This is a genomic window from Bacillus cabrialesii (genome assembly GCF_004124315.2).
Classification (GTDB): domain Bacteria; phylum Bacillota; class Bacilli; order Bacillales; family Bacillaceae; genus Bacillus; species Bacillus cabrialesii.
Genome location: NZ_CP096889.1, coordinates 3,001,622 through 3,028,525, shown reverse-complemented (window position 1 = coordinate 3,028,525; position 26,904 = coordinate 3,001,622). Strand labels below are relative to the sequence as shown.

The window sequence follows — 26,904 nt, the reverse complement described above, 5'->3', positions numbered from 1 at the left end:
ACTTTCGGTTTGGAGGGAAGTGGTATGCCGGATTCCGGGCTGTTTTATAAAGAGTGGAAGCAAAATAAAGCTCTGCTAACCACGATTTTTTTCGTATTTATGCTTAGCAATCCTTTTACCGTTTTAAATACGTACATCTCATATCAAGGATGCGTCGATCATCAGAACGAGTGGGTCGGAAACTGCGTATTTTCGATTAACTATTTAAACGGCACATTTATCTCAGTGTTCTGGATTTGGGGTGTCGTTTTGGCGGTCAGCCAGCTTGGAATTGAACGAAGCAAGGGCTTGTTTGATTTTACATTTAGCCTTCCTTATACACGTGGACAGATATATAATGCGAAGTTCTTTACCGGCGGAATGGTGATTGTGGCACCGCAACTCATAGGATATGTTTTATCTGTTTTCCTGATTTTGCTTTTGAAGCCTGAAAAAGTGATTCATTTTCATCATCTTAGTATAGGGATGATGCTTATCAGTTTAATGGCGTATTCGCTAGTCTTGGCCGCAGGTGCTTTAACGGGAAATATTTTTTCGCAGCTGCTGGTTTCATTTACTGTCACTATCTTGCCTTTTCTATTGATTGCTTTACCGGCCGAAAATTTAGAGATTATATTTGGACAGAATGTCGCGTTTTTAAATACTGAAGTACCTGATTGGCTTCAGTATATTATCCCAATTATGTTTGTTAATCCCGAATGGGTGATGGATTCAGCTCAATATCTTTTCTTTCCAGCGGCTTGGAGCGCTATATTTTATATCATCGGTTACATCAGCTTTATCAAACTGTCTAATGAACGAAACGGATATTTCTTTTTATGGAAAGCATTGGACCGTCCGGTGCAAGTGATCGTCATCATCATTGGTATTTTAGGATTCGGCTACTTTGGATACGCTGCAAGCGAGAGCTTTACCGGTTATGTCATCGGTATGGCTGCAGGCGCGGTCATTGGTTTTTTGATCAGTTATTTTGCGATTTATAAAAAAACGAAACATTTGTAAGGGAGAGAGAAAATATGATAGATGTTCAGCATATCGACCATTCTTTCACGATCGGAAAAAAAGGCCGTGAGAATGAAGTTCCAGTATTGAAGGATGTTTCATTAAGTGTGGCGAAAGGTGAAATTGCCTGCATTGTCGGGCGAAGCGGATCAGGTAAATCAACGCTTCTGAATTTAATTTCCGGCTACATATCTCCGACAAAAGGTCGGATTGTCATTAATGGCACTGATGTGACGGGCTTTAATGAAAAGGATTGGGCGCAGTTTCGTCTTGATCATTTCGGGTTTATTTTTCAAAGCTTTCAGCTTATCCCGGGTTTAACGACGTATGAGAATGTTGAAATGCCGCTGGCGTTAAAAGGGATTAAACCATCTGAGCGAAAGCAAAAGGTGCAGGACATGCTGAAACGCGTCGGTCTGGAAAATCACGCCGCTCATTATCCGAATGAACTGTCAGGCGGCCAGCAGCAGCGTGTCAGTATTGCGCGGGCGTTGATTTTAAACCCATCTATTATTTTAGCGGATGAGCCGACGGGAAGCCTTGATTCAGAAACGGAACAGGAAGTATTGGATTTGATCCAGCAGCTGAATCGCGAACGGGGCATTACATTTGTGATCATCACTCACGATGATGAAGTCGCGTCTATCGGACATTCAAAATTTCAGCTTCATGATGGTGTGCTAAAAGGAGGAATTACCGTTGAGGTTTAAGGATCAGGTTCATTTTATCAGAAGAAATATGAAGAAAAACAGGCTGCGTGTCTTTATGACAATTCTTGCGACAACAATGGCGTGTGCGTTTTTGGTGGTGCTGTCGTCGGTTGGTTTCGGGATTCAAAAGACGATCACAGATATGACGATGAGCCAGCAGGTTGTAACGAAGGTCAGTGTAATGGGCAAGGAAGGAGATAAGCCTATTAAAAAAGCTGATTTAGAGAAGTATGATCACGTAAGGTCAGTTGTAGAAAGAACGCAAGTGTATGAACCAAACAAAGCTACTTTAGGCAATCGTACAAATGAAAGCTCAAATCTCATTTTTACTAATATGAATGATGAATTAAAGGCTAATATGGAATTGGAAAAAGGAAGAGTCGCAAAGTCGGAAAATGAAATCGTAGTAGGATACGACTTCGCAAAGAGATTATTGACGAAAAAAGAATCGGAAGAATATAACAAGAAGATTGAGGAAGCAAAAGGAAATCCAGAAGATATAAAAGAACCAGATGGCTATACGAAAGATATTCTGAACAAAACGATTGAATTAAGTGTATCAAAAACAGATCCTAAAACAGGGGATGTTGAGAAAACAAAAACATATGACTTTAAAATTGTCGGTATTACAAAAAAACCATCTCAAGACTGGATGGAGGACTCAAACATTTTTATCAGTGATCAATTCAAAAAAGATTTTTCGGAATTCTTAGATTTTAAAGGCGGAAATGTTGAAACTAACATTGGCGTTTTTGCTGATAAATTTGAGAATGTGGAGCAGCTGACAAATGATCTAACAGATGACGGGTACTATGTCACATCAGTAACTACCGAGCTTGAGGGAGCCAACACCTTCTTCATGGTCTTCAAAATCGGCCTGATCTTTGTCGGATGTATCGCGGTTATCATCTCTGCGATCGGTATCTTTAACACGATGACGATGGCGGTGACAGAAAGAACGCAGGAGATCGGGATTATGAAAGCGATTGGGGCGAGTCCGTCTATTATCCGCCGCATGTTCCTGATGGAAAGCGCGTATATCGGAATTTTAGGCTGTGTCATTGGAATTATCATTTCTTACGGCGTGAGCTACCTTGTCAACCTGGCTGTTCCAATGATTCTCGCGGCGACAAGCGGAAGCGATGCGGGCGATCTGAATTACACATTCTCCTACATTCCGCTCAGCCTTGTCATCATCGCTGTTGTGATTTGCGGAGGGGTTGCGGTGATTTCCGGTATGAACCCGGCGAGAAAAGCGACCAAAACCAACGTGCTGACAGCATTGAGAAGAGAATTATAATGTGTACGAGCCGGCTGAGACAGCCGGCTTTCTCTATAGCGCAGGATGGCGTTTTGCTATACACTTGATAAAAAAGGAAAAAGTGCGGTGAGTCGATTGTTTAAACTGTTGCTGATTGAAGATGATGAATCGCTGTTTCATGAAATCAAGGATCGTTTAACTGGATGGTCCTATGATGTATATGGCATTCAGGATTTCAGTCGAGTGCTGGAGGAATTTGCGGCGGTTAAGCCTGATTGCGTCATTATTGATGTCCAGCTGCCTAAATTTGATGGATTTCATTGGTGCCGGCTGATCCGCTCCCGGTCAAATGTTCCGATTCTCTTTTTATCCTCCCGGGATCATCCTGCTGATATGGTGATGTCCATGCAGCTTGGGGCGGATGACTTTATTCAAAAGCCGTTTCATTTTGATGTGCTGATAGCGAAAATCCAGGCGATTTTCCGGCGTATGCATCATTATAATACGGAGCCAAGCGCGATCAAAACGTGGTGCGGAGCTGCCATAGACGCGGAGCAGAACCTCGTCAGCAATGACAAAGGCTCTGTTGAACTGACCAAAAATGAAATGTTCATTCTCAAACAATTAATAGAACAAAAAAACAAGATCGTCAGCCGGGAAGAGCTGATCAGAAGCTTGTGGAATGATGAGCGTTTTGTAAGTGACAATACGCTGACCGTCAATGTCAATCGCCTGCGAAAAAAACTAGAGGCCCTGCAGCTTGGCGCATATATCGAGACGAAAGTCGGCCAAGGCTACATCGCGAAGGAAGAGGATCATTTCTATGATGAAAGCATTCCTCATTGAAAGGCGAAGCTGGATTGCCGCGTTTTTGTTTCAGCAGGCTTTGATTTTGTCCATTGCTTTTGTTGATCCTTCCATTTCATTTGAAAATGTGCTTTATATGGTGTATTTGTGTGTGTTGTTTTTTATGATATTTCTTTGGGTCCGCTATCGAAAAGAAACGGCGTTTTATAAAAGCCTGAAAACATGGGAGAACAATCTTGATGTGACAGTGATAGGTGAGCCGGAAACGCCGTTTGAAGCAATGGTTGAAAGAAGCATTACCGGACAAACGGAACACTTGAAGCAAACCGCAGCCCGGCACCGCTTGGCTTTAGAAAATGAAAAAGATGAGCTGATGGCATGGATTCATGAGGTCAAAACCCCATTAACAGCGATGCATTTACTCATAGATAGAATGGAGGATCAAGCGTTAAAATCCCAGCTGTCATATGAATGGCTGCGTATTCACCTGCTGCTTGATCAGCAGCTTCATCAAAAACGCATATCATTTATTGAAAACGATCTGTCTGTAGAATTCATTCAGTTCAAGCCTTTGATCTTCAAGGAAATCAAGGATTTACAATCGTGGTGTATCCAAAAAGGGATCGGTTTTGACATCCAGCTTGAGGCCGAAGAAGTGCTGAGCGATGCAAAATGGCTGGCCTTTATCATCAGGCAGCTGCTGACAAATGCGGTGAAATACAGCGAAGCCTCCGACATTGAGATCAAAAGCTTTCAAAAAGGGGAAGAGACGCAGCTCGAAGTGAAAGACTTTGGCAGGGGCATTGATCAAAAAGATGTGCCGCGCATTTTTGATAAAGGATTCACATCCACGACGGACCACCAGGATCAAGCGTCCACTGGCATGGGGCTGTACTTGGCGAAAAAAGCAGCGGCGCCGTTATTGATCCAGATTGATGTGCATTCAGAGCTCGGTGCGGGAACAGTTTTTACCTTAACCTTTCCAAAACGGAACCAATTTGAACGTGTCATAAGCGTGTGACGAAAATGTCACATGCTTTTCTTTTTTGTTCGCCCAATCGAAGGAAAAGCCCGGCATTCCTTTTTATAATGAGATTATCCAACATAAAGGAGACTGCGGAAATGATGATTTTAGAAGCAAATAAAATTCGAAAAAGCTATGGAAACAAGCTGAATAAACACGAAGTGCTGAAGGGAATCGATATTCACATTGAAAAGGGCGAGTTCGTCAGTATTATGGGTGCTTCCGGATCGGGCAAAACCACTTTGCTTAACGTACTGTCTTCGATTGATCAGGTCAGTCATGGAACGATCAACATTAACGGAAACGAAATGACTTCTATGAAGGAAAAGCAGCTGGCTGAATTCAGAAAACAGCACTTAGGATTTATCTTTCAAGATTACAATTTGTTAGACACATTGACAGTGAAAGAGAATATCCTTCTGCCGTTATCAATTACGAAAATATCAAAAAAGGACGCCAATCGCAAATTTGAGGAAGTTGCAAAAGAGCTGGGGATTTATGAATTGCGGGATAAGTACCCGAATGAAATTTCCGGCGGCCAGAAGCAGAGAACATCGGCCGGGAGAGCGTTTATTCATGACCCGAGCATTATTTTCGCTGATGAACCGACCGGCGCGCTCGATTCGAAATCAGCCTCTGATCTATTAAACAAGCTGAGCCAGCTCAATCAGAAACGCAGCGCTACGATTATTATGGTTACCCATGACCCTGTTGCTGCCAGCTACTGCGGCAGAGTGATTTTTATTAAGGACGGGCAAATGTATACGCAGCTGAATAAAGGAGGCCAAGACAGGCAGACGTTTTTCCAGGATATCATGAAAACGCAAGGCGTGTTAGGTGGGGTGCAGCATGAACATTAATCAGCTTATCCTGCGAAATCTGAAAAAGAATCTTCGGAATTACTATCTGTATGTGTTTGCGTTAATTTTTAGCGTGGCGCTTTATTTCGCCTTTGTCACGCTCCAATATGATCCTGCGATTAACGAAGTAAAGGCTTCAATCAAGGGAGCCGCGGCCATTAAAACCGCTTCGATTTTGCTTGTCGCTGTGGTGACAATCTTTATTTTATATGCCAATACGATTTTTATTAAGAGACGGAGTAAAGAAATCGGGCTGTTTCAATTAATCGGAATGACAAAGCATAAAATCTTTCGCATCTTAAGTGCGGAAAATGTCATGCTGTATTTCGGCTCTTTAGCCATCGGGGTAGTGGCCGGGTTTTCCATATCAAAGCTTGTGCTCATGATTCTGTTTAAAATTGTCGATGTTGAAACGGATGCGAAGCTGCACTTTTCTGAGCAAGCCTTGATTCAAACGATTATTGTGTTCTGCGGCATTTACCTCTTGATTATGCTCATGAATTATACGTTTATCAAAAAACAAAGTATTTTATCCTTATTTAAAGTGGCGTCTTCCACTGAAGATAAAGTGAAGAGAATATCATTTTTCCAAATGCTGATTGGCGCTTTAGGCATCGTGCTCATTTTGACAGGATACTATGTGTCTTCTGAGCTGTTTGGCGGAAAATTTAAAACCATGAATGAACTGTTTGCTGCGATGAGCTTTATCCTTGGAACTGTCATTATCGGGACGTTTCTCTTTTATAAAGGATCGGTTACGTTCATCTCGAACATCATTCGAAAAAGCAAGGGCGGCTACTTAAATATTTCAGAGGTCCTGTCATTGTCATCGATCATGTTCAGAATGAAATCGAACGCGTTGCTGCTGACGATTATTACAACCGTTTCAGCGCTCGCCATCGGGCTGTTATCGCTCGCTTATATTTCGTATTACTCGGCAGGAAAAACCGCTGAACAAAATGTAGCGGCTGATTTTTCATTCATGAATGAGAAAGATGCCAAACAATTTGAAAACAGTTTGAGTGAAAGCAACATTTCGTATGCGAAAAAAGAAACTCCTGTCCTGCAAGCGGCTTTTGATGTCACAAATATCATGGATGGAGATCCGAAAGAAATGCAGGGCGATCCAAGCAAATTACAGCTTGCTGTTGTTAGCGACAAAGATGTAAAAGGAGTCGATGTGGCGGCTGGGGAGGCGGTTTTCTCAGGATACACCGACTTGCTGCAAAAAATCATGATTTTAAAAGACTCCGGCAGCATAAAAGTGAAAAGCAAAAATGAAACGAAGCCATTACACTATAAAGGATTAAGAGATGAGTTTCTTGTATCCTACACGTTTACAAGCGGGGGAATGCCAACAGTTATAGTGGATGACGGTTTGTATAAACGGCTGAACAAAGATAAAGACCCGCGCATTCAGCTCGCGCAATCTGAATTTATCGGCATCACTGTGAAACATGACGACCAGCTGGAAAAAGCAAATGAGCTTTTTCAAAAGGTGAACAACAAAGATCAGCATTTATCAAGGCTGGATACAAGCATTGCACAAAAATCACTGTTTGGTCTTGTAATGTTCATCGTCGGTTTCTTAGGATTAACGTTCCTGATTACCTCAGGCTGTATCCTTTATTTTAAACAAATGGGTGAAAGTGAAGATGAAAAACCAAATTATACGATTTTGAGAAAACTCGGTTTTACGCGGGATGACCTGATAAAGGGGATACGCATCAAACAAATGTACAACTTCGGCATTCCGCTGGTTGTCGGCCTCTTCCACAGCTACTTCGCCGTCCAATCCGGCTGGTTCTTATTCGGATCAGAGGTGTGGACGCCGATGATTATGGTCATGGTGATATACACCGGGCTCTACTCCATTTTTGGTTTTCTGTCCGTTGTTTATTATAAGAAGGTGATTAAATCGTCGTTGTGAAACGGCAAAAGCTCCAGAGGTTCTGGAGCTTTTTGTTTATCGTCTTGGCGCCCGGTAACCGGCGGCTTCCGCTTCTTCAACTGAGCAAAACATTTCAGCCGGATCGGTTGTCCGGTCATAGTATGTACTGCCTGGCGTGTGGTAGATGCCGTTTTTGCTTCCTTTAATATTACAGCCATCTGCCGTGTCAGCTGTTTTTGCTTCATCAGCTTGATTTGTATGGCTTGAAGCACTTCCGGTGTCTTCATGAGAACTTGCAGTTTGGCTTTTCGCTTCTTTTAATTGCTTTTCAAGCTTTGTATTGTCTTGTTGGAGTGTTTCATTTTCGGCTTTTACCGTTTTTGTATCTTCTTTGAGCTGTTTTTGATTGTCTTGAAGCTCTTTCATCTGCGCTTTTAATGACTTCTGAGTCTTTTTTAGCTCGCTATTTTCTTTTTCAAGCTGCTTAAGCTTGTCTTGATCTTCCGTGTTGTCTTTCCATTTCTTTGCTTCAGAGCTAACAGATTTATATTCTTTCTCAAGTGCTTCATGCTCTTTTGTGAGACTTTGATATTCGGCGTTTAACGCTGAATATTTTTTCTCAGCATTTGCTGCAGCGGCATCAGGCTCTGACAGTCCTGCCCCGGTGAAGAGCAGCACCAGGCCTCCTATCAAAAGCGGCCAAAAGAGCTTCTTAGAAAAACGTTTTTCCTTTTTTAGCACATATCTGACGAGGTGATACAATCCATAGCTAAGCGAAATGAGACATGCTAGAACACCTAAGAATGCTAATGCCATTTCCATAAAATGACCCCTTTTTCTATTTATTTTACATTTTCTGAACAATATTTGTTAGATTTTTTCACGCACATCAGTTGAAAAATGTGAGATAGACAGATAGAATGAATGTGCTATGATAACTGGATTCGTACGGAGCCGATTTAGGTTTCGTTTTTTTCATGAGCTTTTTTAGGTAAGAAAGGGGGATGAGTATGCCGCGTGCTCTTAAAATATTAATCATTGGAATGTTTATTAATGTGACGGGTGCTTCTTTTTTGTGGCCTCTGAATACGATTTATATTCATAATCATTTAGGAAAGTCATTAACAGTAGCCGGGCTTGTTCTGATGCTGAATTCCGGTGCCAGTGTGGCTGGAAATTTATGCGGCGGTTTTTTGTTTGATAAAATCGGCGGCTTTAAATCGATTATGCTTGGGATTGCGATTACGCTAGCAAGCCTGATGGGCCTTGTCTTTTTTCATGATTGGCCGGCCTATATTGTGCTGCTTACGGTTGTGGGCTTTGGTTCCGGTGTTGTTTTCCCGGCCAGCTACGCAATGGCGGGATCGGTATGGCCTGAAGGGGGAAGGAAGGCATTTAATGCGATCTATGTCGCGCAAAACGCGGGTGTGGCCGTTGGTTCAGCGCTTGGCGGTGTCGTGGCGTCTTTCTCGTTTTCATATGTATTTTTGGCGAATGCTGTATTGTATCTGGCCTTTTTCTTTATCGTATATTTCGGATTTCGAAATATTCAGACGAAGGATGCGTCCCAGACATCCGTGCTTGATTATGATGCTGTGAACGGCAAAGTGAAATTTGCCGCGCTCATCATATTAAGCGGCGGCTATGTGCTCGGTTGGCTGGCTTATTCTCAGTGGTCTACCACGATTGCTTCGTACACGCAAAGCATTGGAATCTCTCTTTCCTTATACAGCGTGCTGTGGACAATTAACGGAATTTTAATTGTGCTTGGCCAGCCGCTTGTCAGCTTTGTGGTGAAAAAATGGGCGGAGTCGCTGAAAGCGCAAATGGTCATTGGTTTTATCATTTTTATAGTGTCCTACAGCATGCTGCTGACGGCTAAGCACTTCCCGATGTTTCTGGCTGCTATGGTGATTCTGACTATTGGAGAAATGCTTGTTTGGCCAGCGGTGCCGACAATTGCCAATCAGCTTGCTCCTAAAGGGAAAGAAGGATTTTATCAGGGGTTTGTCAACAGCGCGGCGACAGGCGGCAGAATGATTGGTCCGCTGTTCGGCGGTTTGCTTGTCGATCATTTCGGCATTCAGGCTCTTGTTTTATCTCTTTTGGTTTTGCTGTTGATCAGTATTGCCACAACGCTTTTATATGACAAGCGGATAAAACCGGAAAAAGAAACAAATAAGCAAGCATCAATCTCTTCATAATAAAAGATCCCGCCGGATGAGCGGGATCTTTTTACATAATCGGAAGCACGTTAACGGCATCCTTTACATTTGAGTATGTTTTCAGCGATGAAAAATTGGCATCCAATCTATTCATTTTCATGGCCAATTCAGGCTTAATGCCGGTAATGATTAATTCGGTTCCAGTCAATTTCAGCAAATGGCTCAGCTTGAAAATCTGGTCGGCCGTTTGTTCGTTCACTTGGGCCAATCCAGATAAATCAATGATCAAATAATCATCCTTGGATGTTGATAGGATATTCGTCAATGTGCAAACGATGGAATTAAATCGTTCCTCTGTCAGGTTTCCGACTAGCGGAAGAGCCGAGATGCCATTGCGAATCGGGACAATAGGCGTTGAAAGTGCAGTAATTTCTGTGAGGGAATCCTCGAGAAGCTTTTCATACTCTTTTTGCTGCGTGATGTCTTTTTGAATGCCGACAAAATAGGTCTTGCCTTCGATCTCGAGCGGATCAATATTTAATTCATTCCAGAACATCGTTCCGTCTTTTTTGTAGTTTTGGATCTGAACGGTAACCGGCTCTTTATGTTGTAAAGCGGTTCTGATGTTGTCTACTTCAGCGGGATCTGTGTGTTTCCCCTGTAAGAATCGGCAGTTCTTTCCTAAAATCTCCCCGGCTTCATAACCGGTCATTTGAACAAAGCCTTGATTTACGTAGACAATTGGATTATCTTCAAGTGCGGGATCTGTAATGACCACACCTACTCGCGCGTGATCAAGCGCTTTTTTGATGACTTCCAGCTGTCCTTGTATTCCAAATGATTGAAAATTAGCCATGTAAATCCCCCTTAGGCTGTCAGCTTGCTGAGCCTTGTATTCCCCTTTTTTTAAATGAATTCTACAGTAACCCTAGCATAACGTATGTTCTTGTTCAAGCAAGCGCAGTTTGTTGTTTGTCATAAAGGCTTGTCCTCGTATACACTAAAAATAAGAACAGAAATTGAACATATGAACGGAAGTATGCTAAATGAGTGACTAGGTAAATGTCACTGGGTGAAAAATGAATCCAATGCATCAAGCTTACCGATCATGTGTTCACATATAATGGAAGAAACAAGCTTTTTTCAGATTTGCCAGTATGTAGATATCGAAAATCATCGGAATCGTTTAAGGGGGCTGGATGGCCTGAAGTCGCTTTACGAAATAAGGGCTTTAGGAAGGTGATGATGAAGATGCTGCATCAGGTACTTATTGCTTGTGTAATTGGAGGAATCATGGGGATTCTCGGTCATGTGAAAAAGAGAGGCAGGCTGGAGAAGCCCAGAATGACAAAGCGGTTTATCTACCTTGGATTTTTGGAAGATTGGTTTATCGGAATGACAGCTTCCATTTTACTTGTATTATCCGCTGACCCCGATTCAGGAATTCAACTTGTCATCTTATCCATTATCTCAGGCTACGGCGGTGAAGCTGTTCTCAGAAGTTTTGACTTTGTGAGAGAAATGAACAGCGGCGGCGACCCGGCCGAGTCCAAACGTCAAACCAAAACTCCACCCGAATAATTGTCCTCAATCTTCGCCCGTTCAGGGTACATTCCCATTGTATACAAACCTGCTTGCACTTATGAACAGAATTCTATAAAATACAGGTAAGATTACGGTTGCGATAAGAACAATGAAGAGGAGCAGTAAGAAGCAGATATTGTTGCAGAGAGTTGACGGCTGGTGAAAGTCAATCAAGTTTGTTTCCGAACTCACCTCAGAGTTGCAGCGGTGAAAAGCCGCTGACGCATAACTGCGTTAAAAGTATCAAGTGAGTGCGGCGCATGCCGCGCTAACGAGGGTGGTACCGCGGGAAAACGAAAGTCTCTCGTCCCTTTTAGGGATGAGGGAGTTTTTTTTAGTTTGGGAATATTCTGAATATAATCCTCTCCTTCCCGTCAATACTTGAACCATAAACGCCGTATTCAATTAGAAGGAGGTTTTTACTTTGAGTTTTCAGCACAAAGAGATAGAAAAGAAATGGCAAACATATTGGCTTGAAAACAAAACATTTGCCACTCTTGATAATAATGAAAAACAAAAATTTTACGCGCTGGACATGTTCCCTTATCCGTCAGGAGCGGGCTTGCACGTCGGCCATCCTGAAGGATACACAGCTACCGATATCCTGTCCCGCATGAAGCGCATGCAGGGCTATGATGTCCTTCATCCAATGGGCTGGGACGCATTCGGCCTGCCGGCTGAGCAATACGCGCTTGACACAGGGAACGATCCAGCTGTGTTTACGAAGCAAAACATCGACAATTTCCGCCGCCAAATTCAATCGCTTGGCTTCTCATATGACTGGGATCGTGAAATCAATACGACTGATCCGGAATACTATAAATGGACGCAATGGATTTTCTTGAAGCTTTACGAAAAAGGCCTTGCTTACGTTGACGAAGTGCCTGTAAACTGGTGCCCTGCCCTCGGTACGGTTCTTGCCAACGAAGAAGTCATTGACGGCAAGAGCGAACGCGGCGGCCATCCGGTAGAGAGACGCCCGATGAAGCAGTGGATGCTGAAAATTACAGCATATGCGGACAGGCTGCTTGAAGACTTGGAAGAGCTTGACTGGCCGGAAAGCATTAAAGATATGCAGCGCAACTGGATCGGCCGTTCTGAAGGCGCTCACGTTCATTTTGCTATAGATGGACATGATGAATTCTTTACGGTATTTACGACAAGACCAGATACGCTGTTTGGCGCTACATATACTGTACTTGCTCCGGAACACGCATTAGTGGAAAACATCACAACGGCTGAGCAAAAAGAAGCTGTTGAAGCATATATCAAAGAAATTCAATCAAAAAGTGATCTTGAGCGTACGGATCTTGCGAAAACAAAGACAGGCGTTTTCACGGGAGCTTATGCGATCAATCCTGTAAACGGAGAGAAATTGCCGATCTGGATTGCGGATTATGTTCTTGCATCATACGGAACAGGTGCTGTCATGGCAGTTCCTGGCCACGATGAGCGTGATTTTGAATTCGCCAAAACATTTGGCCTTCCGGTGAAGGAAGTCGTAAAAGGCGGGAACGTTGAGGAAGCAGCTTATACTGGCGACGGCGAGCACGTGAACTCTGATTTCCTGAACGGCCTTCACAAACAGGAAGCGATTGAGAAAGTGATCGCTTGGCTGGAAGAAACGAAAAACGGTGAGAAAAAAGTGACGTACCGTCTGCGTGACTGGCTCTTCAGCCGCCAGCGTTATTGGGGCGAGCCGATTCCGGTTATTCATTGGGAAGACGGAACATCAACGGCTGTGCCTGAAGAGGAGCTGCCGCTGATTTTGCCGAAAACGGATGAAATCAAACCGAGCGGAACAGGCGAATCACCGCTTGCGAACATTAAAGATTGGGTGGAAGTCACAGACCCTGAGACTGGGAAAAAAGGAAGAAGAGAAACGAATACTATGCCTCAATGGGCGGGAAGCTGCTGGTATTTCTTGCGCTATATTGATCCGCGCAATCCGGATCAGCTGGCGTCACCAGAGAAATTGGAAAAATGGCTTCCGGTTGATATGTATATCGGGGGCGCAGAACATGCCGTGCTTCACCTTCTGTATGCCCGCTTCTGGCATAAGTTCCTTTATGATATCGGCGTAGTGCCGACGAAAGAACCGTTCCAAAAGCTGTACAACCAAGGAATGATTCTCGGCGAAAACAACGAAAAAATGAGTAAATCTAAAGGGAACGTTGTCAATCCTGACGAAATCGTCGCTTCTCACGGTGCTGATACGCTCAGATTGTACGAAATGTTCATGGGGCCGCTTGATGCTTCAATCGCCTGGTCTGAATCAGGATTAGACGGAGCGCGCCGCTTCCTTGACCGCGTATGGCGCCTGTTTGTGGAAGATAGCGGTGAGCTTAATGGCAAAATCGTTGACGGCGCTGGTGAAACATTGGAGCGCGTGTATCATGAAACAGTCATGAAAGTCACAGACCATTACGAAGGCCTTCGTTTCAACACGGGTATTTCTCAGCTGATGGTCTTTATCAATGAAGCGTATAAAGCAACAGAGCTGCCGAAAGAATATATGGAAGGCTTCGTGAAGCTTCTTTCTCCTGTCGCGCCTCACTTAGCTGAAGAGCTTTGGGACAAGCTTGGCCATTCCGGCACGATCGCATATGAAGCTTGGCCAGTCTATGATGAAACGAAACTTGTGGATGATGAAGTTGAAATCGTTGTTCAGCTGAATGGAAAAGTAAAAGCGAAATTACAGGTTCCTGCCGACGCGACGAAAGAACAGCTGGAACAGCTTGCTCAAGCCGATGAAAAGGTCAAAGAGCAGCTTGAAGGCAAAACGATTCGAAAAATTATCGCGGTGCCTGGCAAGCTCGTCAATATTGTGGCAAACTAAGCCTAGAAAAAATCCCCTTTGCCAAAAGGGGATTTTTTTTCATCAGCTCTAAATAGCAATCGTCCAGCTGACTTTGATATACTAAAACATGATCATTGTGAATGGGAGTGTTTTCTTTGGAAATAAAAGAAATCAGCACAGCCGCTTTGAAAGAAAAAATTGAGGCGGACGAAGAACTATATTTAATTGATGTCAGAGAAGATGAAGAGGTGGCGGAAGGCATGATCCCGCAAGCCGTTCATATTCGCATGGGGGATATTCCTGAAAAAATGGACACCCTTGATAAAGACAAAGAGTACGTGTTTATCTGCCGCTCAGGCATGCGCAGCATGAATGTTTGCAGGTACCTGGATGAGCAGGGCTTTAAAACTGTCAATGTTGAAGGCGGCATGATGGCCTGGGAAGGCGAAACAAAACCAAAAAACTAGGGGAGAGCGGTCCCCTAGTTTTTTATTTGTATTCCGGAAGCCAATCGCCGTGCGCTTCAAATAAATCATCGCACATGGAGATGATGTCGTGTATGGAAAGCTCAGCGCTTGTATGCGGATCAAGCATTGCGGCTTGATAAACCGCTTCTTTTTTCCGTGTGACAGCGGCTTCAATTGTCATCAGTTGTGTATTAATGTTCGTCCGGTTTAAGGCTGCAAGCTGCTCAGGCAGTTCTCCGGCGAAGCATGGGGTAATTTTTTTTCTGTCGGCGACGCATGTCACTTCCACCACCGCTTTTGAAGGCAGATTTGTGATCAGTCCTGTATTCAAGACATTCCCTCCGAAGGTGAACGGCTCGTTCGTTTCCATTGCTTCGATAATTCTTGAGCCATATTCCTTTGAGCGCTTGTGCGTAAGGTTTTTATTATTGACGATATCGTCTCGCATTTTCTCCCAATTTTCAATCTGCTTGACACATCGTCTCGGATATTCGTCGAGCGGGATTTGCAGCTCGCTGATCAATTCAGGGTAATTCCTCTTAATAAAGTACGGATGGTACTCTGCGTTATGTTCGGACGATTCCGTGACATAATAGCCGAACTTATCCATCAATTCAAACCGCACCATATCATGGTGCTTTGTTTTTTGTTTTTCTTTCGCTCTCTTTTTGATTTCCGGATATAGATCTGCACCGTCTTTTTTGACTTCCAAAAGCCAAGCCATATGATTGATGCCCGCGATGCGTTCCTCGATTCCATCATGCTCCATTCCGAGAGATTTGAATAAATCCTTCGTGCACACTTGAACACTGTGGCAGAGCCCGATTGTTTTGATATTTGTATAGCGAAGCATGGCGCCTGTAAGAGAGGCCATAGGATTTGTATAGTTTAAAAACCACGCATCCGGGCACATGTCTTCCATATCTTTAGCGATATCAAATAAGACCGGGATGGTTCTGAGTGATCTGAAGATCCCGCCGATGCCGACTGTGTCGGCAATCGTCTGACGCAGCCCGTAGCGTTTCGGAATCTCGAAATCTATGACTGTGCCCGGTTTATACCCTCCAACCTGAATCGCATTGATGACATAGCTTGCGTTCTGCAAGGCGAGTTTTCTGTCATCATAGCTGTTGATCGCCACACTCGGGTTATAGCGGTCTCTCAGATTTTCGAGCATGAGCTGAGATTCCTGCAGGCGTTTTGGGTCAATGTCATAAAGAGCGAATTCAAATCCGTTCAGCGCTTCTGTTAACAAGCAGTCTCCCAAAACATTTTTGGCGAAAATGGTGCTCCCTGCACCGATAAATGTAATCTTTTTCATATGGCTTCCTCCTTTAGTGTTATCCCTTTACCGCTCCGGATGACAGGCCGGCAATGAAGTATTTTTGCAGCGCCAAAAACAGAATGACCATCGGCATCATCGCCATGAGCGCGGCTGCGGCAACTAAATGCAGGTTGTTGGCGTTTTCTCCGAAAAAACCTGCCATGGCAACTGTTAGTGTCTGAACCTTTTGATCTTGTAAAAAGAAAATCGCAAATTGATAGTCGTTCCATATGAAGACACAGGAAATAATACAGATGGTCGCAGTGATCGGCTTCAGCAGAGGAAACACGATCGTAAAAAAGATTTTCAGCATGCCTGCGCCGTCAATTCTAGCGGCTTCTTCAAGCTCCTTTGGAATGGTCGATCGGATAAAGCCTGAATACAAGAATACGGTTAACGGCATGTAAGCCGCTGTATTGATCAAAATGGCGATGGCGTGTGTATTAACCATTCCGGCGTCCACAACCATTCGGTACAAAGGCACCATGGACGTTAGCGGAGGGATGATCATAATGGAAATCAGCAAGGCAAAAACGGCTTTATTCAGCTTCGTTTCCCGCCGGGCAAGAGGGTAGGCGGCAAGAGAGCCGAATATGATCAATAACAAGGCAGAAAAACCTGTGATGATGATGGTATTTATAAATGAATTTCCTAATGAAGCGGCCTCCCATGCCTCTGAAAAATTGTGAAAGGAGATGTCGGCTGGAAACAGCCATTTCGAACTGTAGTCTCCCTTTGCTTTTAATGAAGTGGTCAGCAGAATGTAAAAAGGAATAAAATGCGCACAGGCCACAATGCCGGCAAGAAGCGTAATGATCCGCAGGTTTTTTGAACGGGCGGCTTTCATGACATTTCCGTCTCCTTTCTTTTAAAATACGCAAGCGCGCAAAAGCTGATGATCAAAATGACAAATGCCATAAATATGCCTTGTGTTGCGGCATAGCCGGCATCCTGCCGTTTGAAATACAAATCATACATAAACGTGGACATGGATTGTGACGCATTTCCGGGGCCGCCTGCGGTGAGCGCGATAATGACGTCAAACAGCTTCAAGCCTCCAATAATGTTGATGACCATATTAATCGTGATCGAGGGCATTAACAGCGGCAGCGTAATGGTGAAAAACTGCTGGCCTTGTTTCGCGCCATCCATTTGCGCAGCTTCATAGTAATCCTTCGGAATGCTTTGCAGGCCGGCTAAGTAAACAACCATAGCGATTCCGACATATTGATACGTGTTAATCATGACGATGATCCAGGGATTCAGTGTTGGACTGGCGAGCGCATTGATCGGGCTGAAGCCGAATACACCGAGCAAATCGTTGAGCGCACCTCCGTCATAGGAGAAGAAAAAGTACCAAATGTATCCCATAATGAGCGGGCTGATCATCACCGGCAAATAGACAATTGTTCTTGTTATCGCTTTCATTTTGATGCTTTGATTGAGGAGCAGGGCGTACAAAAGTCCAACTGCATTTTGGAAAAAGGTGCTGCCGAGCCCGTAAAGCAGCGTGTTTTTTAAGATATGCCAGGTGTCAGGATCAGAAAACAGCCTTTCATATTGCGCGAATCCCACCCATTGGTAGACTTGCGAGAAGCCGTTCCAGTTTGTAAAGGTGATCAGTGCTCCCTTCACAAACGGATAAATCATAAAGATCAGAACGGAGAGCAAAGCAGGAATGTACATCCACCAAAGTGAGGACTGCTTTTTCGGCTTAACCTGTTTCACATGAACATCCCTTGCGATCTCACTCATTGTTTTCAGCTCCCTGTGTTTCCGATTGCTCCCGGAGTCGTTTGTATTCTCTTCCCAGCTTCATCGATATCTCTCGAGGCGTCAAAATGTCGGCCGCAAGCTCCTGCCCGGCTGTGCCAAGGACATCCCACATTCCGTTAGGCAAGTATAAACGGTCGAAGTAAGGTTCGACTTTGACATCTTGATAATGCTCATAGTCATTTGCGTAGAAAATATCAGCTTTCACATTGGTCAGACCTGAGGGAAGAGACGTGGCTTCAGCCATTTGTTTGGCATTGGCGGGACGTGCCATAAATGCGATAAATTCTTTTGCTTCTTTTACATGAGGCGAGTCTTTCCATGCTGCAAGCGTGTAGCGTTCGCCGCCGATCCATATCGGGTCATCTCCGGCATGTATGGCGGGTGTCGGGATAATGCCGACCTTGACCTTCGGATTGATCTGGGCAACGTCCTGGCCGAGTGTGCCGCCTTGCATCGTAAAGGCGATTTTGTTTTGGGCCATTAATTCAATGAGCTGTGATTTTTTTGCGGTGACAGCATCAATATTGATCAGTTCTTCTTTCTGCATTTGTTTAAGGATGTCTGATAAATAAGTGAATTTGCTCCATTGAAAAGTGCCGTTGATGAGCTGTTTTTTTTCATTATGGGCGGGATCTGTGATGAGAAGAGGTGTAGCGAATTGATCGTAATATTGGGCGAATGAGCTTTTGTCATATCCGGCAAACCAGAAGGGAACAATCTTTCCCTTGCTTTTTTCTTTAATCGTTCGCAATGCTTTCACAAAGTCATCCATGGTTTCCGGAGGGGCAATGCCGTAACGGTCTAACATATTGCGGTTATACGCCAGCCCGTCTTTTGCCTGATTGATCGGATAGGCATACACCTTTCCGCTTTTATTTTTGAGGATGCTGTTTAAATTTGGATCGAGATTTTTAGTCCACTTCATATCCCGGAGATCCGCTGTATATTCTCCGTACCTGATTTTCCCCCAGCCATGCGTATCAAAAAGATCAGGCAAATCATTGGCAGCCATTCTGACACGCATCATATTTTCATAGTCATTGCCTGGGAAATGAAGACTGACACGAATGTCACTGTGTTCTTTTTCAAACGCCGCCGCGAGTTTTCTGAACGTGGCTCTTTCACTGTCCGTTGACATTGTAGAATAAATGGTTAATGTCTTTTTTGCGGAATCTGCCGAGCTTTTCTCTGCTGAGCATCCGGGCAGAATAAGCAGAATAAGAGAGAGAAATAAAACAAAAGTGTGTTTCATCTTTTCCTCCTTATTATCGTGATGAATGCTTGCTTATGTTCACCTCCTTAGCTGTATATCCACAGCTTTGTCTCACGAGTAATGTGGTGGGCAGGGTGACGCAGTGAGGAAGCGTTCGGCCATTGAGGCGGTCAAGCAGCAGTTTTACGCCTGTCCGGCCCATTTCCTCTGTGTACACCTTTATCGTTGTTAATGGCGTGCTGGCAAATTCAGCTTCTTCAATACCGTTAAAACTGACGATCGCTATATCCCGCGGCACCTGCAGTCCCGCTTCCTGAAGCGCTTTCAACGCGCCGATCGCCATGGAATCGCTCGCGATAAAGAATGCTTCCGGCAGATTGCCTTGGGCGATTGCTTTCTTCATCAGGCGAAAGCCCTCACGCATGCTGTATTCTCCGGTGAGCACATGCTCAGGCTTGGGAGCGGCAAACTCTAAAAAAGCGGTCAGACGTTTGTCTTCAATGGTTCTGCGAATGCTTTGGCCGTCCTTCAGCGTATGCTCTTTTTCCTGCCCGCCAATGTACCCTAACCGTTTGTAGCCTAGATTGACAAGGTGATCAATCGCCTGGCATGAAGCGGATTCAAAATCGATGCCAATCGAATCATACGCTTGCGGATCAGGAGAGTGATTGATAAATACGGCATGCTTCAGCCTTCCGCTGATGTGCGTAACCGCTTCATCATGAACACGGCCGATGACAATGACACCATCCAGTTCCCGAAAGATATGCTCCTGGAAGGAACCGAGATGAATCGAATTTGTAATGAAAATTTCCTGTTCAAAGCATTCCTTTTCAATGCCTTTGCGAATAGAAGAAAAATAAGGGTCCTGCCGTTCCTGATCAGGGGACAGACAGCTCAGCACGCCGATCAGCGGCTGGGCCCGCTGTTTTTGCCCGCGGGCTTTCCGCCGTTTGGCAACCGTTTGATAACCGAGTTCTTCTGCGATATGGATGACTCTTTGTCTCGTTTCGCCTGCAACAGAAAGCGACTCATCTTCATTTAAAATTCTGGAAACAGTCGCACTGGAAACATTAGCTTTCAAGGCGATATCTTTAATACGAACCATAGCAATCCCTCTCATCTATTTAGTAAAATATGAACTCATCTGTTTTTGATAATTTGATACTATCATATGAAAGTAAGCGGTTACAATTATTATTTCCAGAATATTTCGTTATATTTACTAAAGATTTAGTAAATGATGCGAATTGTTTTAGAAAAATAAAGGGGAAACCAGATCCGTCTCGTAAATGTGAAGTAAGCGAATAAGGAAGGGTGAGGGAATGAGTACGGGAAGAAGAAAGCAGCTGTTTCGATTGCTTGGAGATTTGCCTGATCGGAGGCAAATCAGCACGGAGATATTGTGTATTGAAGAAAGAGAAGGAAACATCATTGAAACGCTCCTGCTTGATATAAACGGACATGAAAAGGTGCCTGCTTATTTTGTGAAGCCGGCGTCCGCAGAAGGACCGTGTCCAGCCGTATTGTTTCAGCATTCGCACGGAGGCCGGTATGACAGGGGGAAAAGTGAACTGATTGAAGGAGCGGATTATTTGAAAGCGCCTTCTTTTGCCGATGAGCTGACTGCTCTCGGGTACGGCGTTCTTGCGATTGACCATTGGGGATTTGGAGATCGGCGGGGAAAAACGGAAAGCGAAATGTTTAAAGAAATGCTTCTTACCGGAAAAGTAATGTGGGGGATGATGATTTATGACAGTTTAAGAGCGTTAGATTATATGCAGTCACGCCCTGATATTCAGCCTGACAGAATCGGAACCATCGGCATGTCTATGGGAGGATTGATGGCGTGGTGGACAGCGGCGCTCGATGATCGGATTAAGGTGTGCGTGGATTTGTGCAGCCAGGCAGATCATCATGTGCTGATCAAAACACAGAATCTAGATCGGCACGGCTTTTATTATTACGTCCCGTCGCTTGCAAAGCATTTTTCAGCAACGGAGATCCAAAGCCTGATCGCGCCGCGCCCGCACCTTAGCCTTGTGGGCGTTCACGACCGGTTAACGCCGGTTGAAGGTGTGAACAAAATCGAAAAAGAATTGACAGCGGTGTATGCTGGACAGGGTGCTTCTGATGGCTATCGGGTGGTCCGTTCCGCTTCGGGCCATTTTGAAACAGCAGTCATGAGACATGAAGCTGTCCGCTTTTTGCAAAAGTGGCTGTGACCGCCATGGGAAATTGGAAGAAAGGCTCAGACTTGAGCGAGGGAAGTGAAACCAATGGAAGGACAAGATATGTTGGATTGGGCTTTCCGGAGGCATCTCAATCCATTAAGCTGGTATATTCGCCCCCTTTTTTTACTAGTATTGGTTTATGCCGCGTATAAGCGCAGCTGGAAGGGCATCATCATCACTTTTGTATTGATGATGAGCAGTATGGTCTGGTTTCCGGAACCTAAGAAGATTCATCTGCAAATGCAAAAAGTGCTGGAATTCGAGCGAATGCTTTTAAGCAGCCCGGTCTCGGCTGTTTTCACAATTGCTTTCATGATGGTTTTTCTTGGCTTTATTTTGGCTGCTTTTTGGAAGCGTTCGCTTGTATTTGGTTTAATCCTATTGAATGCGGCACTCATTGGGAAGGTGGCCCTGTCCTTATTTTTCACAGGTGAGAATGGCTGGGCGCCGTTAGGCAATACGATTTTTGGGCTGATGATGGTAAATGGGATCAGCTTGTTCATGAAGTATCGAAATCGAAAAAAACGCAGAGGAATAGACATCTAAGGCCAGGACCGTTTTATTGTGAAACGGTCTTTTTGCTCGTTTCAAGAACCTGCCCAAAAACAAAATGGAGATTTCTTATATTGACAGAATCATATGTGAATAATAATATTCTAATTGTTAACCTTTATTTATAATTGGTTAACATTTTGAATAGAATAAGATACACGTTCTTCAGATATCAGTGAAAGGGCGAGAAACGATGCAAGAAGAAACATTTTATAGTGTCAGAATGAGGGCTTCCAAGAATGGATCTCATGAAGAGGGCGGAAAGCATATATCCGGCGGAGAACGGCTTATTCCTTTCCATGAGATGACGCGTACAGTCAATGCCTTATTAGAAAAAGGGCTATCTCATTCAAGAGGAAAACCTGATTTTATGCAAATTCAATTTGAAGAGGTTCGTGAACCGATCAAAACCATCCAGCCATTGCCAGTGCATACGAATGAAGTAAGCTCTCCTGAAGAGGGACAAAAGCTTGCCCGATTGTTATTAGAAAGAGAAGGCGTTGCCAGAGAAGTAATTGAAAAAGCATACGAACAAATTCCTGAATGGTCGGGTGTCAGGGGAGCGGTTTTGTTTGATATTCACTCTGGCAAGCGAATTGATCAAACAAAAGGAAAAGGGGTGCGGGTCTCCAGAATGGATTGGCCGGACACCAATTTTGAAAAATGGGCGCTTCACTGTCACGTGCCGTCAAATTCTAGAATAAAAGAGGCACTTGCGCTCGCTTCAAAGGTTAGCCGGCACCCGGCAGCCGTTGCAGAACTATGCTGGTCAGATGACCCTGATTACATAACAGGCTACGTTGCGGGTAAGAAAATGGGCTATCAGCGTATTACAGCAATGAAAGAATACGGGACAGAAGAGGGCTGCAGAATCTTTTTTGTTGATGGCTCCAAAGATGCAAACACGTACATACAAGATTTGGAGAAGCAGCCTATTTTGATAGAGTGGGAGGAAGTCCATGACTCATGATTTGATAGAAAACAGTAAAAAGCACCTCTGGCTGCCTTTTACCCAAATGAAAGATTATGATGAAAACCCCTTAATCATCGAAAGCGGCAATGGAATCAAAGTCAAAGACATAAACGGCAAGGAATACTATGACGGTTTTTCTTCTGTTTGGCTTAATGTCCACGGGCACCGCAAAAAGGAGTTAGATGACGCGATAAAAAATCAGCTCGGAAAAATCGCGCACTCCACGTTATTGGGCATGACCAACGTTCCTGCAACTCAGCTTGCCGAAGCATTAATCGGCATCAGTCCAGCAAAGCTCACGCGAGTTTTCTATTCAGACAGCGGTGCCGAAGCGATGGAAATAGCCTTGAAAATGGCGTTTCAGTATTGGAAGAACATCGGAAAGCCTGAGAAACAAACATTTATCGCTATGAAAAATGGCTATCACGGCGATACGATTGGCGCCGTCAGTGTCGGTTCAATTGAGCTGTTCCACCACGTATACGGGCCGTTAATGTTTGATAGTTACAAAGCGCCGATTCCTTATGTATATCGCTCTGAAAGCGGCGATCCTGATGAGTGCCGTGATGCGTGCCTGCGAGAGCTTGAACAGCTGCTCGAGGAACATCATGAGGAAATTGCCGCGCTTTCCATTGAATCAATGGTTCAAGGGGCGTCCGGTATGATCGTGATGCCGGAGGGATATTTGGCGGGCGTGCGAGAGCTATGTACAACGTATGATGTCTTAATGATTGTTGATGAAGTGGCTACAGGCTTTGGCCGTACCGGAAAAATGTTTGCGTGTGAGCACGAGAATGTCCAGCCTGATCTGATGGCTGCCGGCAAAGGCATTACAGGAGGCTATTTGCCAATCGCCGTTACGTTTGCCACTGAAGACATCTACAAGGCATTCTATGATGATTATGAAAACCTAAAAACCTTTTTTCACGGCCATTCCTATACAGGAAATCAGCTTGGCTGTGCAGTTGCGCTTGAAAATCTGGCATTATTTGAAACTGAAAATATTGTGGAACAAGTAGCGGAAAAAAGCAAAAAGCTCCATGTCCTTCTGCAAGGTCTGCACGAACTTCCTTATGTTGGAGATATTCGCCAGCTTGGCTTTATGTGCGGCGCGGAGCTCGTTCAATCAAAGGAAACCAAAAAGCCTTATCCAGCTGATCGGCGGGTTGGCTATAAAGTTTCCTTAAAGATGCGCGAGCTTGGCATGCTGACAAGGCCGCTGGGGGACGTGATTGCATTTCTGCCTCCTCTCGCCAGCACAGCTGAAGAGCTTGAGGAAATGGTTTCCATTATGAAACGAGCGATCCAAGAGGTAACCGGCCTTGAAGATTGACGCCTGGTTACACGAGCGATTAGACAGTGTGAAGGAAGCCGGCGTATACCGTAACCTGCGGACAATGAATGGGGCTCCGGTTCCAGAGAGGAGAATTGACGGCAAGGATCAAACGGTCTGGTCCTCAAACAATTATTTAGGACTTGCAAGCCACAGCCGCTTGATCTCTGCGGCCCAAGAAGCACTGCACCAATTTGGGGCGGGAAGCAGCGGCTCCCGTTTAACGACAGGCAATTCGGTCTGGCATGAAAAGCTTGAAAAAAAGATTGCCGGCTTTAAACGGACGGAAGCGGCTTTACTGTTTTCGAGCGGTTATTTGGCCAATATCGGTGTCCTTTCATCATTACCAGAAAAAGAAGATGTCATTTTAAGTGATCAATTGAATCATGCAAGTATGATTGACGGCTGCCGTCTGTCTAAGGCTGATACAGTTGTTTATCAGCATATTGATATGGATGATCTTGAAAACAAGCTGAATGAAACACAGCGTTATCAGCGCCGTTTTATCGTTACAGACGGAATATTCAGCATGGATGGCACGATCGCCCCTCTTGATCAGATCATCTCACTTGCCAAACGTTATCATGCCTTCGTGATCGTTGATGATGCCCACGCCACAGGTGTTTTAGGTGAATCAGGAGGAGGAACGAGTGAATACTTTGGCGTTTGTCCTGACATTGTGATTGGCACCTTAAGCAAAGCTGTCGGCACGGAAGGCGGCTTTGCGGCAGGTTCAGCGATCTTTATCGATTTTTTGCTAAACCATGCCAGAACATTTATCTTTCAAACCGCGATTCCGCCAGCCAGCTGTGCGGCAGCTTACGAGGCTCTCGGCATGATTGAAGCCTGCGGGGAAAAACGGGAGCTTTTATTTTCGTATATTAACATGATCAGAACCAGTCTGAAGGATATGGGTTACTTGGTGAAAGGGGATCACACGCCGATTATTCCTGTGGTCATCGGCGATACCCGAAAAACGGTTACATTTGCTGAAAAGCTGCAGGACAATGGGATTTACGCCCCTGCCATTCGGCCGCCGACCGTTGCGCCCGGTGAAAGCCGAATCCGATTAACCATCACTGCTGACCACAGTTTGGGTGATATTGAACATTTGCTGACATCATTTCATTCCATTGGAAAGGAGCTGCACATCATTTGAGGGGTTTTTTTGTGACAGGAACAGATACAGAAGTGGGGAAAACGGTGATATCCAGCGGACTTGCCGCTTTATTGAGAGAACATAACAAAGACGTCGGAGTCTTTAAACCTTTTTTAAGCGGTATATCCCGTCATCATCCGGAGAGCGACACGAGTCTCTTAAAAGACATGTCACAGACGGGTCTTTCTCATGAAGATATTACGCCTTTTGCCTTCAATGCGCCGCTTGCGCCATATGTCGCAGGAAAGCTGGAGGGAAAGGCTGTCACCATGGGGGCGGTTTTGCGCCATTGGGAGCGGATAAGAGAGAAACATGAATGCTACATCGTAGAAGGTGCTGGCGGTATTTCTGTGCCGCTGGGAGAGGATTATTTAGTCAGTCACGTTATCAAAGCGTTGCAGCTTCCGATGATTATTGTGGCTCGTCCTCATCTCGGAACCATTAATCATACCTTTTTAACTGTCCAATATGCAAAAAGCATGGGTCTGCCAATCGCCGGAATTGTCATCAATGGAATCAGTGATTCTCCTGATGATGATGAAAAAACCAATCCTGAGATGATTGAGCGCTTATGCGGTGTGCCGATTTTAGGGATTACGCCAAAGCTTGAAAACGTTACGAAAGAAACGGTTCTGCATATGGCAAAAGACCATATCAATCTATCATTACTGATGAATCAAGTGGGGGTATGAGTATGAATCAATGGATGGAACTTGCAGACAGGGTGCTGGCTGGGGTAGAAGTGACCGACGAAGAGGCGCTTTCTATTTTAAACTGTCCAGATGAAGATATTTTGCTTTTAATGCACGGAGCTTTTCACATCAGAAAACACTTTTACGGAAAAAAAGTGAAGCTCAATATGATTATGAATGCCAAATCAGGGCTCTGTCCGGAAAACTGCGGCTATTGTTCACAGTCTTCGATTTCAAACGCGCCGATTCAGTCTTATCGGATGGTGAATAAGGAAACGCTTCTGGAAGGCGCTAAGCGGGCGCACGATCTGAATATCGGCACATATTGTATCGTGGCAAGCGGCAGGGGGCCGTCTAACAGAGAAGTGGATCAGGTCGTAGACGCGGTGCAGGAAATTAAAGAAACATATGGACTGAAGGTTTGTGCGTGTCTCGGACTGTTAAAGCCTGAGCAGGCGAAGCGGCTGAAGGAAGCCGGAGTAGACCGCTATAATCATAATTTGAATACGTCACAGCGAAACCATTCAAACATCACGACTTCGCATACATACGATGACAGGGTCAATACGGTCGAAATCGCAAAAGAATCGGGGCTGTCTCCATGTTCCGGCGCCATTATCGGAATGAAGGAGACGAAACGGGACGTCATCGACATTGCAAAAAGCTTAAAGGCCCTTGACGCGGATTCCATTCCGGTGAATTTTTTGCATGCGATTGACGGCACGCCGCTAGAAGGCGTCAACGAACTAAACCCGCTGTATTGTTTGAAAGTACTGGCGCTGTTCCGTTTTATCAATCCGTCAAAAGAAATCCGCATTTCAGGAGGAAGAGAGGTCAATCTCCGCTCATTGCAGCCATTAGGGCTTTACGCCGCTAACTCCATTTTTGTCGGAGATTACTTAACAACTGCCGGGCAAGAGGAGACGGAGGACCATAAAATGCTGAATGATTTAGGCTTTGAAGTCGAATCAGTCGAAGAAATGAAGGCCAGTTTAAGTGTGAAAAGCTGAGAGAATCACGAAAAGCAATCGGTGTGATGTCGATTGCTTTTATTTTTGAACAGAAAGGAGAAGATCA

At 44.6% G+C, this 26,904-nt stretch carries 25 protein-coding genes and 1 other annotated feature; of the genes, 18 read left to right on the top strand and 7 right to left on the bottom strand.

Features of this window, described 5'->3' with window-relative positions:
* Positions 1 to 24 precede the first annotated feature (24 nt).
* From EFK13_RS15465 to bceB, 7 genes are all read left to right on the top strand, one after another.
* Positions 25 to 1,002 (top strand): ABC-2 transporter permease, encoded by a 978-nt coding sequence (locus tag EFK13_RS15465; RefSeq protein WP_129507849.1) that lies wholly within the window; start codon positions 25 to 27, stop codon positions 1,000 to 1,002.
* Positions 1,003 to 1,016: 14 nt separating this feature from the next.
* On the top strand, positions 1,017 to 1,712 hold the full coding sequence (gene ytrE, locus EFK13_RS15460; RefSeq protein ID WP_129507850.1) for an ABC transporter ATP-binding protein YtrE: 696 nt from the start codon (positions 1,017 to 1,019) through the stop codon (positions 1,710 to 1,712).
* Positions 1,702 to 3,012, top strand: a complete 1,311-nt coding sequence (ytrF, locus tag EFK13_RS15455) for an ABC transporter permease YtrF (protein WP_129507851.1) — start codon at positions 1,702 to 1,704, stop codon at positions 3,010 to 3,012. The genes ytrE and ytrF overlap by 11 nt, the downstream gene beginning before the upstream one ends.
* 96 nt (positions 3,013 to 3,108) lie before the next feature.
* Entirely contained in the window at positions 3,109 to 3,819 is a 711-nt protein-coding gene (gene bceR / locus EFK13_RS15450; protein ID WP_129507852.1) for a two-component response regulator BceR, read from the top strand.
* A complete protein-coding gene (gene bceS, locus EFK13_RS15445) occupies positions 3,797 to 4,801 on the top strand; it encodes a two-component sensor histidine kinase BceS (protein ID WP_129507853.1) in 1,005 nt (334 codons plus the stop codon). Before bceR ends, bceS begins: the two co-directional genes overlap by 23 nt.
* A 101-nt stretch (positions 4,802 to 4,902) precedes the next feature.
* The gene (gene bceA / locus EFK13_RS15440; protein WP_129507854.1) at positions 4,903 to 5,664 is read left to right on the top strand and encodes a bacitracin ABC transporter ATP-binding protein BceA; all 762 of its coding nucleotides are present in this window, start codon (positions 4,903 to 4,905) and stop codon (positions 5,662 to 5,664) included.
* The gene (bceB, locus tag EFK13_RS15435) at positions 5,654 to 7,594 is read left to right on the top strand and encodes a bacitracin ABC transporter permease BceB (protein ID WP_129507855.1); all 1,941 of its coding nucleotides are present in this window, start codon (positions 5,654 to 5,656) and stop codon (positions 7,592 to 7,594) included. Before bceA ends, bceB begins: the two co-directional genes overlap by 11 nt.
* Positions 7,595 to 7,630: 36 nt before the next feature.
* Here bceB and EFK13_RS15430 read toward each other — a convergent pair whose 3' ends face one another.
* Complete coding sequence (locus EFK13_RS15430) at positions 7,631 to 8,377, bottom strand: LMBR1 domain-containing protein (protein ID WP_129507856.1); 747 nt, start codon at positions 8,375 to 8,377, stop codon at positions 7,631 to 7,633.
* A gap of 188 nt (positions 8,378 to 8,565) precedes the next feature.
* Between EFK13_RS15430 and EFK13_RS15425 the strand changes: the two genes are divergently transcribed.
* Positions 8,566 to 9,759, top strand: coding sequence for an MDR family MFS transporter (locus EFK13_RS15425; protein WP_129507857.1), 1,194 nt, complete (start codon positions 8,566 to 8,568; stop codon positions 9,757 to 9,759).
* A 31-nt stretch (positions 9,760 to 9,790) separates the two neighbouring features.
* On the opposite strand, the gene ytvA is transcribed toward EFK13_RS15425, so the two are convergent.
* Entirely contained in the window at positions 9,791 to 10,576 is a 786-nt protein-coding gene (gene ytvA, locus EFK13_RS15420; protein WP_129507858.1) for a YtvA family blue-light photoreceptor, read from the bottom strand.
* A gap of 389 nt (positions 10,577 to 10,965) precedes the next feature.
* Between ytvA and EFK13_RS15415 the strand changes: the two genes are divergently transcribed.
* The 3 genes from EFK13_RS15415 (at position 10,966) to EFK13_RS15405 (ending at position 14,571) form a co-directional block, all read left to right on the top strand.
* Positions 10,966 to 11,301 carry a DUF4257 domain-containing protein gene (locus tag EFK13_RS15415; RefSeq protein ID WP_024714660.1) on the top strand — a complete coding sequence of 112 codons (336 nt, stop codon included), beginning with the start codon at positions 10,966 to 10,968 and terminating at the stop codon, positions 11,299 to 11,301.
* Between the two features lie 103 nt (positions 11,302 to 11,404).
* Positions 11,405 to 11,619 (top strand) — a binding site (T-box leader).
* A 109-nt stretch (positions 11,620 to 11,728) separates the two neighbouring features.
* The gene (leuS, locus tag EFK13_RS15410) at positions 11,729 to 14,143 is read left to right on the top strand and encodes a leucine--tRNA ligase (RefSeq protein WP_129507859.1); all 2,415 of its coding nucleotides are present in this window, start codon (positions 11,729 to 11,731) and stop codon (positions 14,141 to 14,143) included.
* Between the two features lie 116 nt (positions 14,144 to 14,259).
* Entirely contained in the window at positions 14,260 to 14,571 is a 312-nt protein-coding gene (locus EFK13_RS15405) for a rhodanese-like domain-containing protein (RefSeq protein WP_003237998.1), read from the top strand.
* Between the two features lie 22 nt (positions 14,572 to 14,593).
* Here the strand turns inward: EFK13_RS15405 and melA are convergent, their stop codons facing one another.
* The 5 genes from melA to EFK13_RS15380 are packed head-to-tail and all read right to left on the bottom strand — an operon-like array spanning position 14,594 to position 19,992.
* On the bottom strand, positions 14,594 to 15,892 hold the full coding sequence (gene melA, locus EFK13_RS15400; protein WP_129507860.1) for an alpha-galactosidase MelA: 1,299 nt from the start codon (positions 15,890 to 15,892) through the stop codon (positions 14,594 to 14,596).
* Positions 15,893 to 15,911: 19 nt separating this feature from the next.
* Positions 15,912 to 16,742, bottom strand: a complete 831-nt coding sequence (locus tag EFK13_RS15395; RefSeq protein WP_129507861.1) for a carbohydrate ABC transporter permease — start codon at positions 16,740 to 16,742, stop codon at positions 15,912 to 15,914.
* Complete coding sequence (locus EFK13_RS15390; protein ID WP_129507862.1) at positions 16,739 to 17,650, bottom strand: carbohydrate ABC transporter permease; 912 nt, start codon at positions 17,648 to 17,650, stop codon at positions 16,739 to 16,741. The genes EFK13_RS15395 and EFK13_RS15390 overlap by 4 nt, the downstream gene beginning before the upstream one ends.
* On the bottom strand, positions 17,643 to 18,923 hold the full coding sequence (locus EFK13_RS15385) for an ABC transporter substrate-binding protein (RefSeq protein WP_129507863.1): 1,281 nt from the start codon (positions 18,921 to 18,923) through the stop codon (positions 17,643 to 17,645). The genes EFK13_RS15390 and EFK13_RS15385 overlap by 8 nt, the downstream gene beginning before the upstream one ends.
* 13 nt (positions 18,924 to 18,936) lie before the next feature.
* Entirely contained in the window at positions 18,937 to 19,992 is a 1,056-nt protein-coding gene (locus tag EFK13_RS15380) for a LacI family DNA-binding transcriptional regulator (RefSeq protein WP_129507864.1), read from the bottom strand.
* Positions 19,993 to 20,209: 217 nt separating this feature from the next.
* On the opposite strand from EFK13_RS15380, the gene EFK13_RS15375 reads away from it, so the two are divergent.
* From EFK13_RS15375 to bioB, 7 genes are all read left to right on the top strand, one after another.
* On the top strand, positions 20,210 to 21,109 hold the full coding sequence (locus EFK13_RS15375) for a dienelactone hydrolase family protein (protein ID WP_129507865.1): 900 nt from the start codon (positions 20,210 to 20,212) through the stop codon (positions 21,107 to 21,109).
* 54 nt (positions 21,110 to 21,163) lie between these two features.
* On the top strand, positions 21,164 to 21,664 hold the full coding sequence (locus EFK13_RS15370; RefSeq protein ID WP_129507866.1) for a hypothetical protein: 501 nt from the start codon (positions 21,164 to 21,166) through the stop codon (positions 21,662 to 21,664).
* A 199-nt stretch (positions 21,665 to 21,863) separates the two neighbouring features.
* Positions 21,864 to 22,640 (top strand): 6-carboxyhexanoate--CoA ligase, encoded by a 777-nt coding sequence (bioW, locus tag EFK13_RS15365; RefSeq protein WP_129507867.1) that lies wholly within the window; start codon positions 21,864 to 21,866, stop codon positions 22,638 to 22,640.
* On the top strand, positions 22,630 to 23,976 hold the full coding sequence (gene bioA / locus EFK13_RS15360) for an adenosylmethionine--8-amino-7-oxononanoate transaminase (protein ID WP_129507868.1): 1,347 nt from the start codon (positions 22,630 to 22,632) through the stop codon (positions 23,974 to 23,976). The genes bioW and bioA overlap by 11 nt, the downstream gene beginning before the upstream one ends.
* Positions 23,966 to 25,135 carry an 8-amino-7-oxononanoate synthase gene (bioF, locus tag EFK13_RS15355; RefSeq protein WP_129507869.1) on the top strand — a complete coding sequence of 390 codons (1,170 nt, stop codon included), beginning with the start codon at positions 23,966 to 23,968 and terminating at the stop codon, positions 25,133 to 25,135. The genes bioA and bioF overlap by 11 nt, the downstream gene beginning before the upstream one ends.
* Entirely contained in the window at positions 25,132 to 25,827 is a 696-nt protein-coding gene (gene bioD / locus EFK13_RS15350) for a dethiobiotin synthase (RefSeq protein ID WP_129507870.1), read from the top strand. Before bioF ends, bioD begins: the two co-directional genes overlap by 4 nt.
* Before the next feature lie 2 nt (positions 25,828 to 25,829).
* Positions 25,830 to 26,837: a biotin synthase BioB gene (bioB, locus tag EFK13_RS15345; RefSeq protein WP_129507871.1), complete on the top strand. Its 1,008-nt coding sequence runs from the start codon at positions 25,830 to 25,832 to the stop codon at positions 26,835 to 26,837.
* Positions 26,838 to 26,904: the final 67 nt, after the last annotated feature.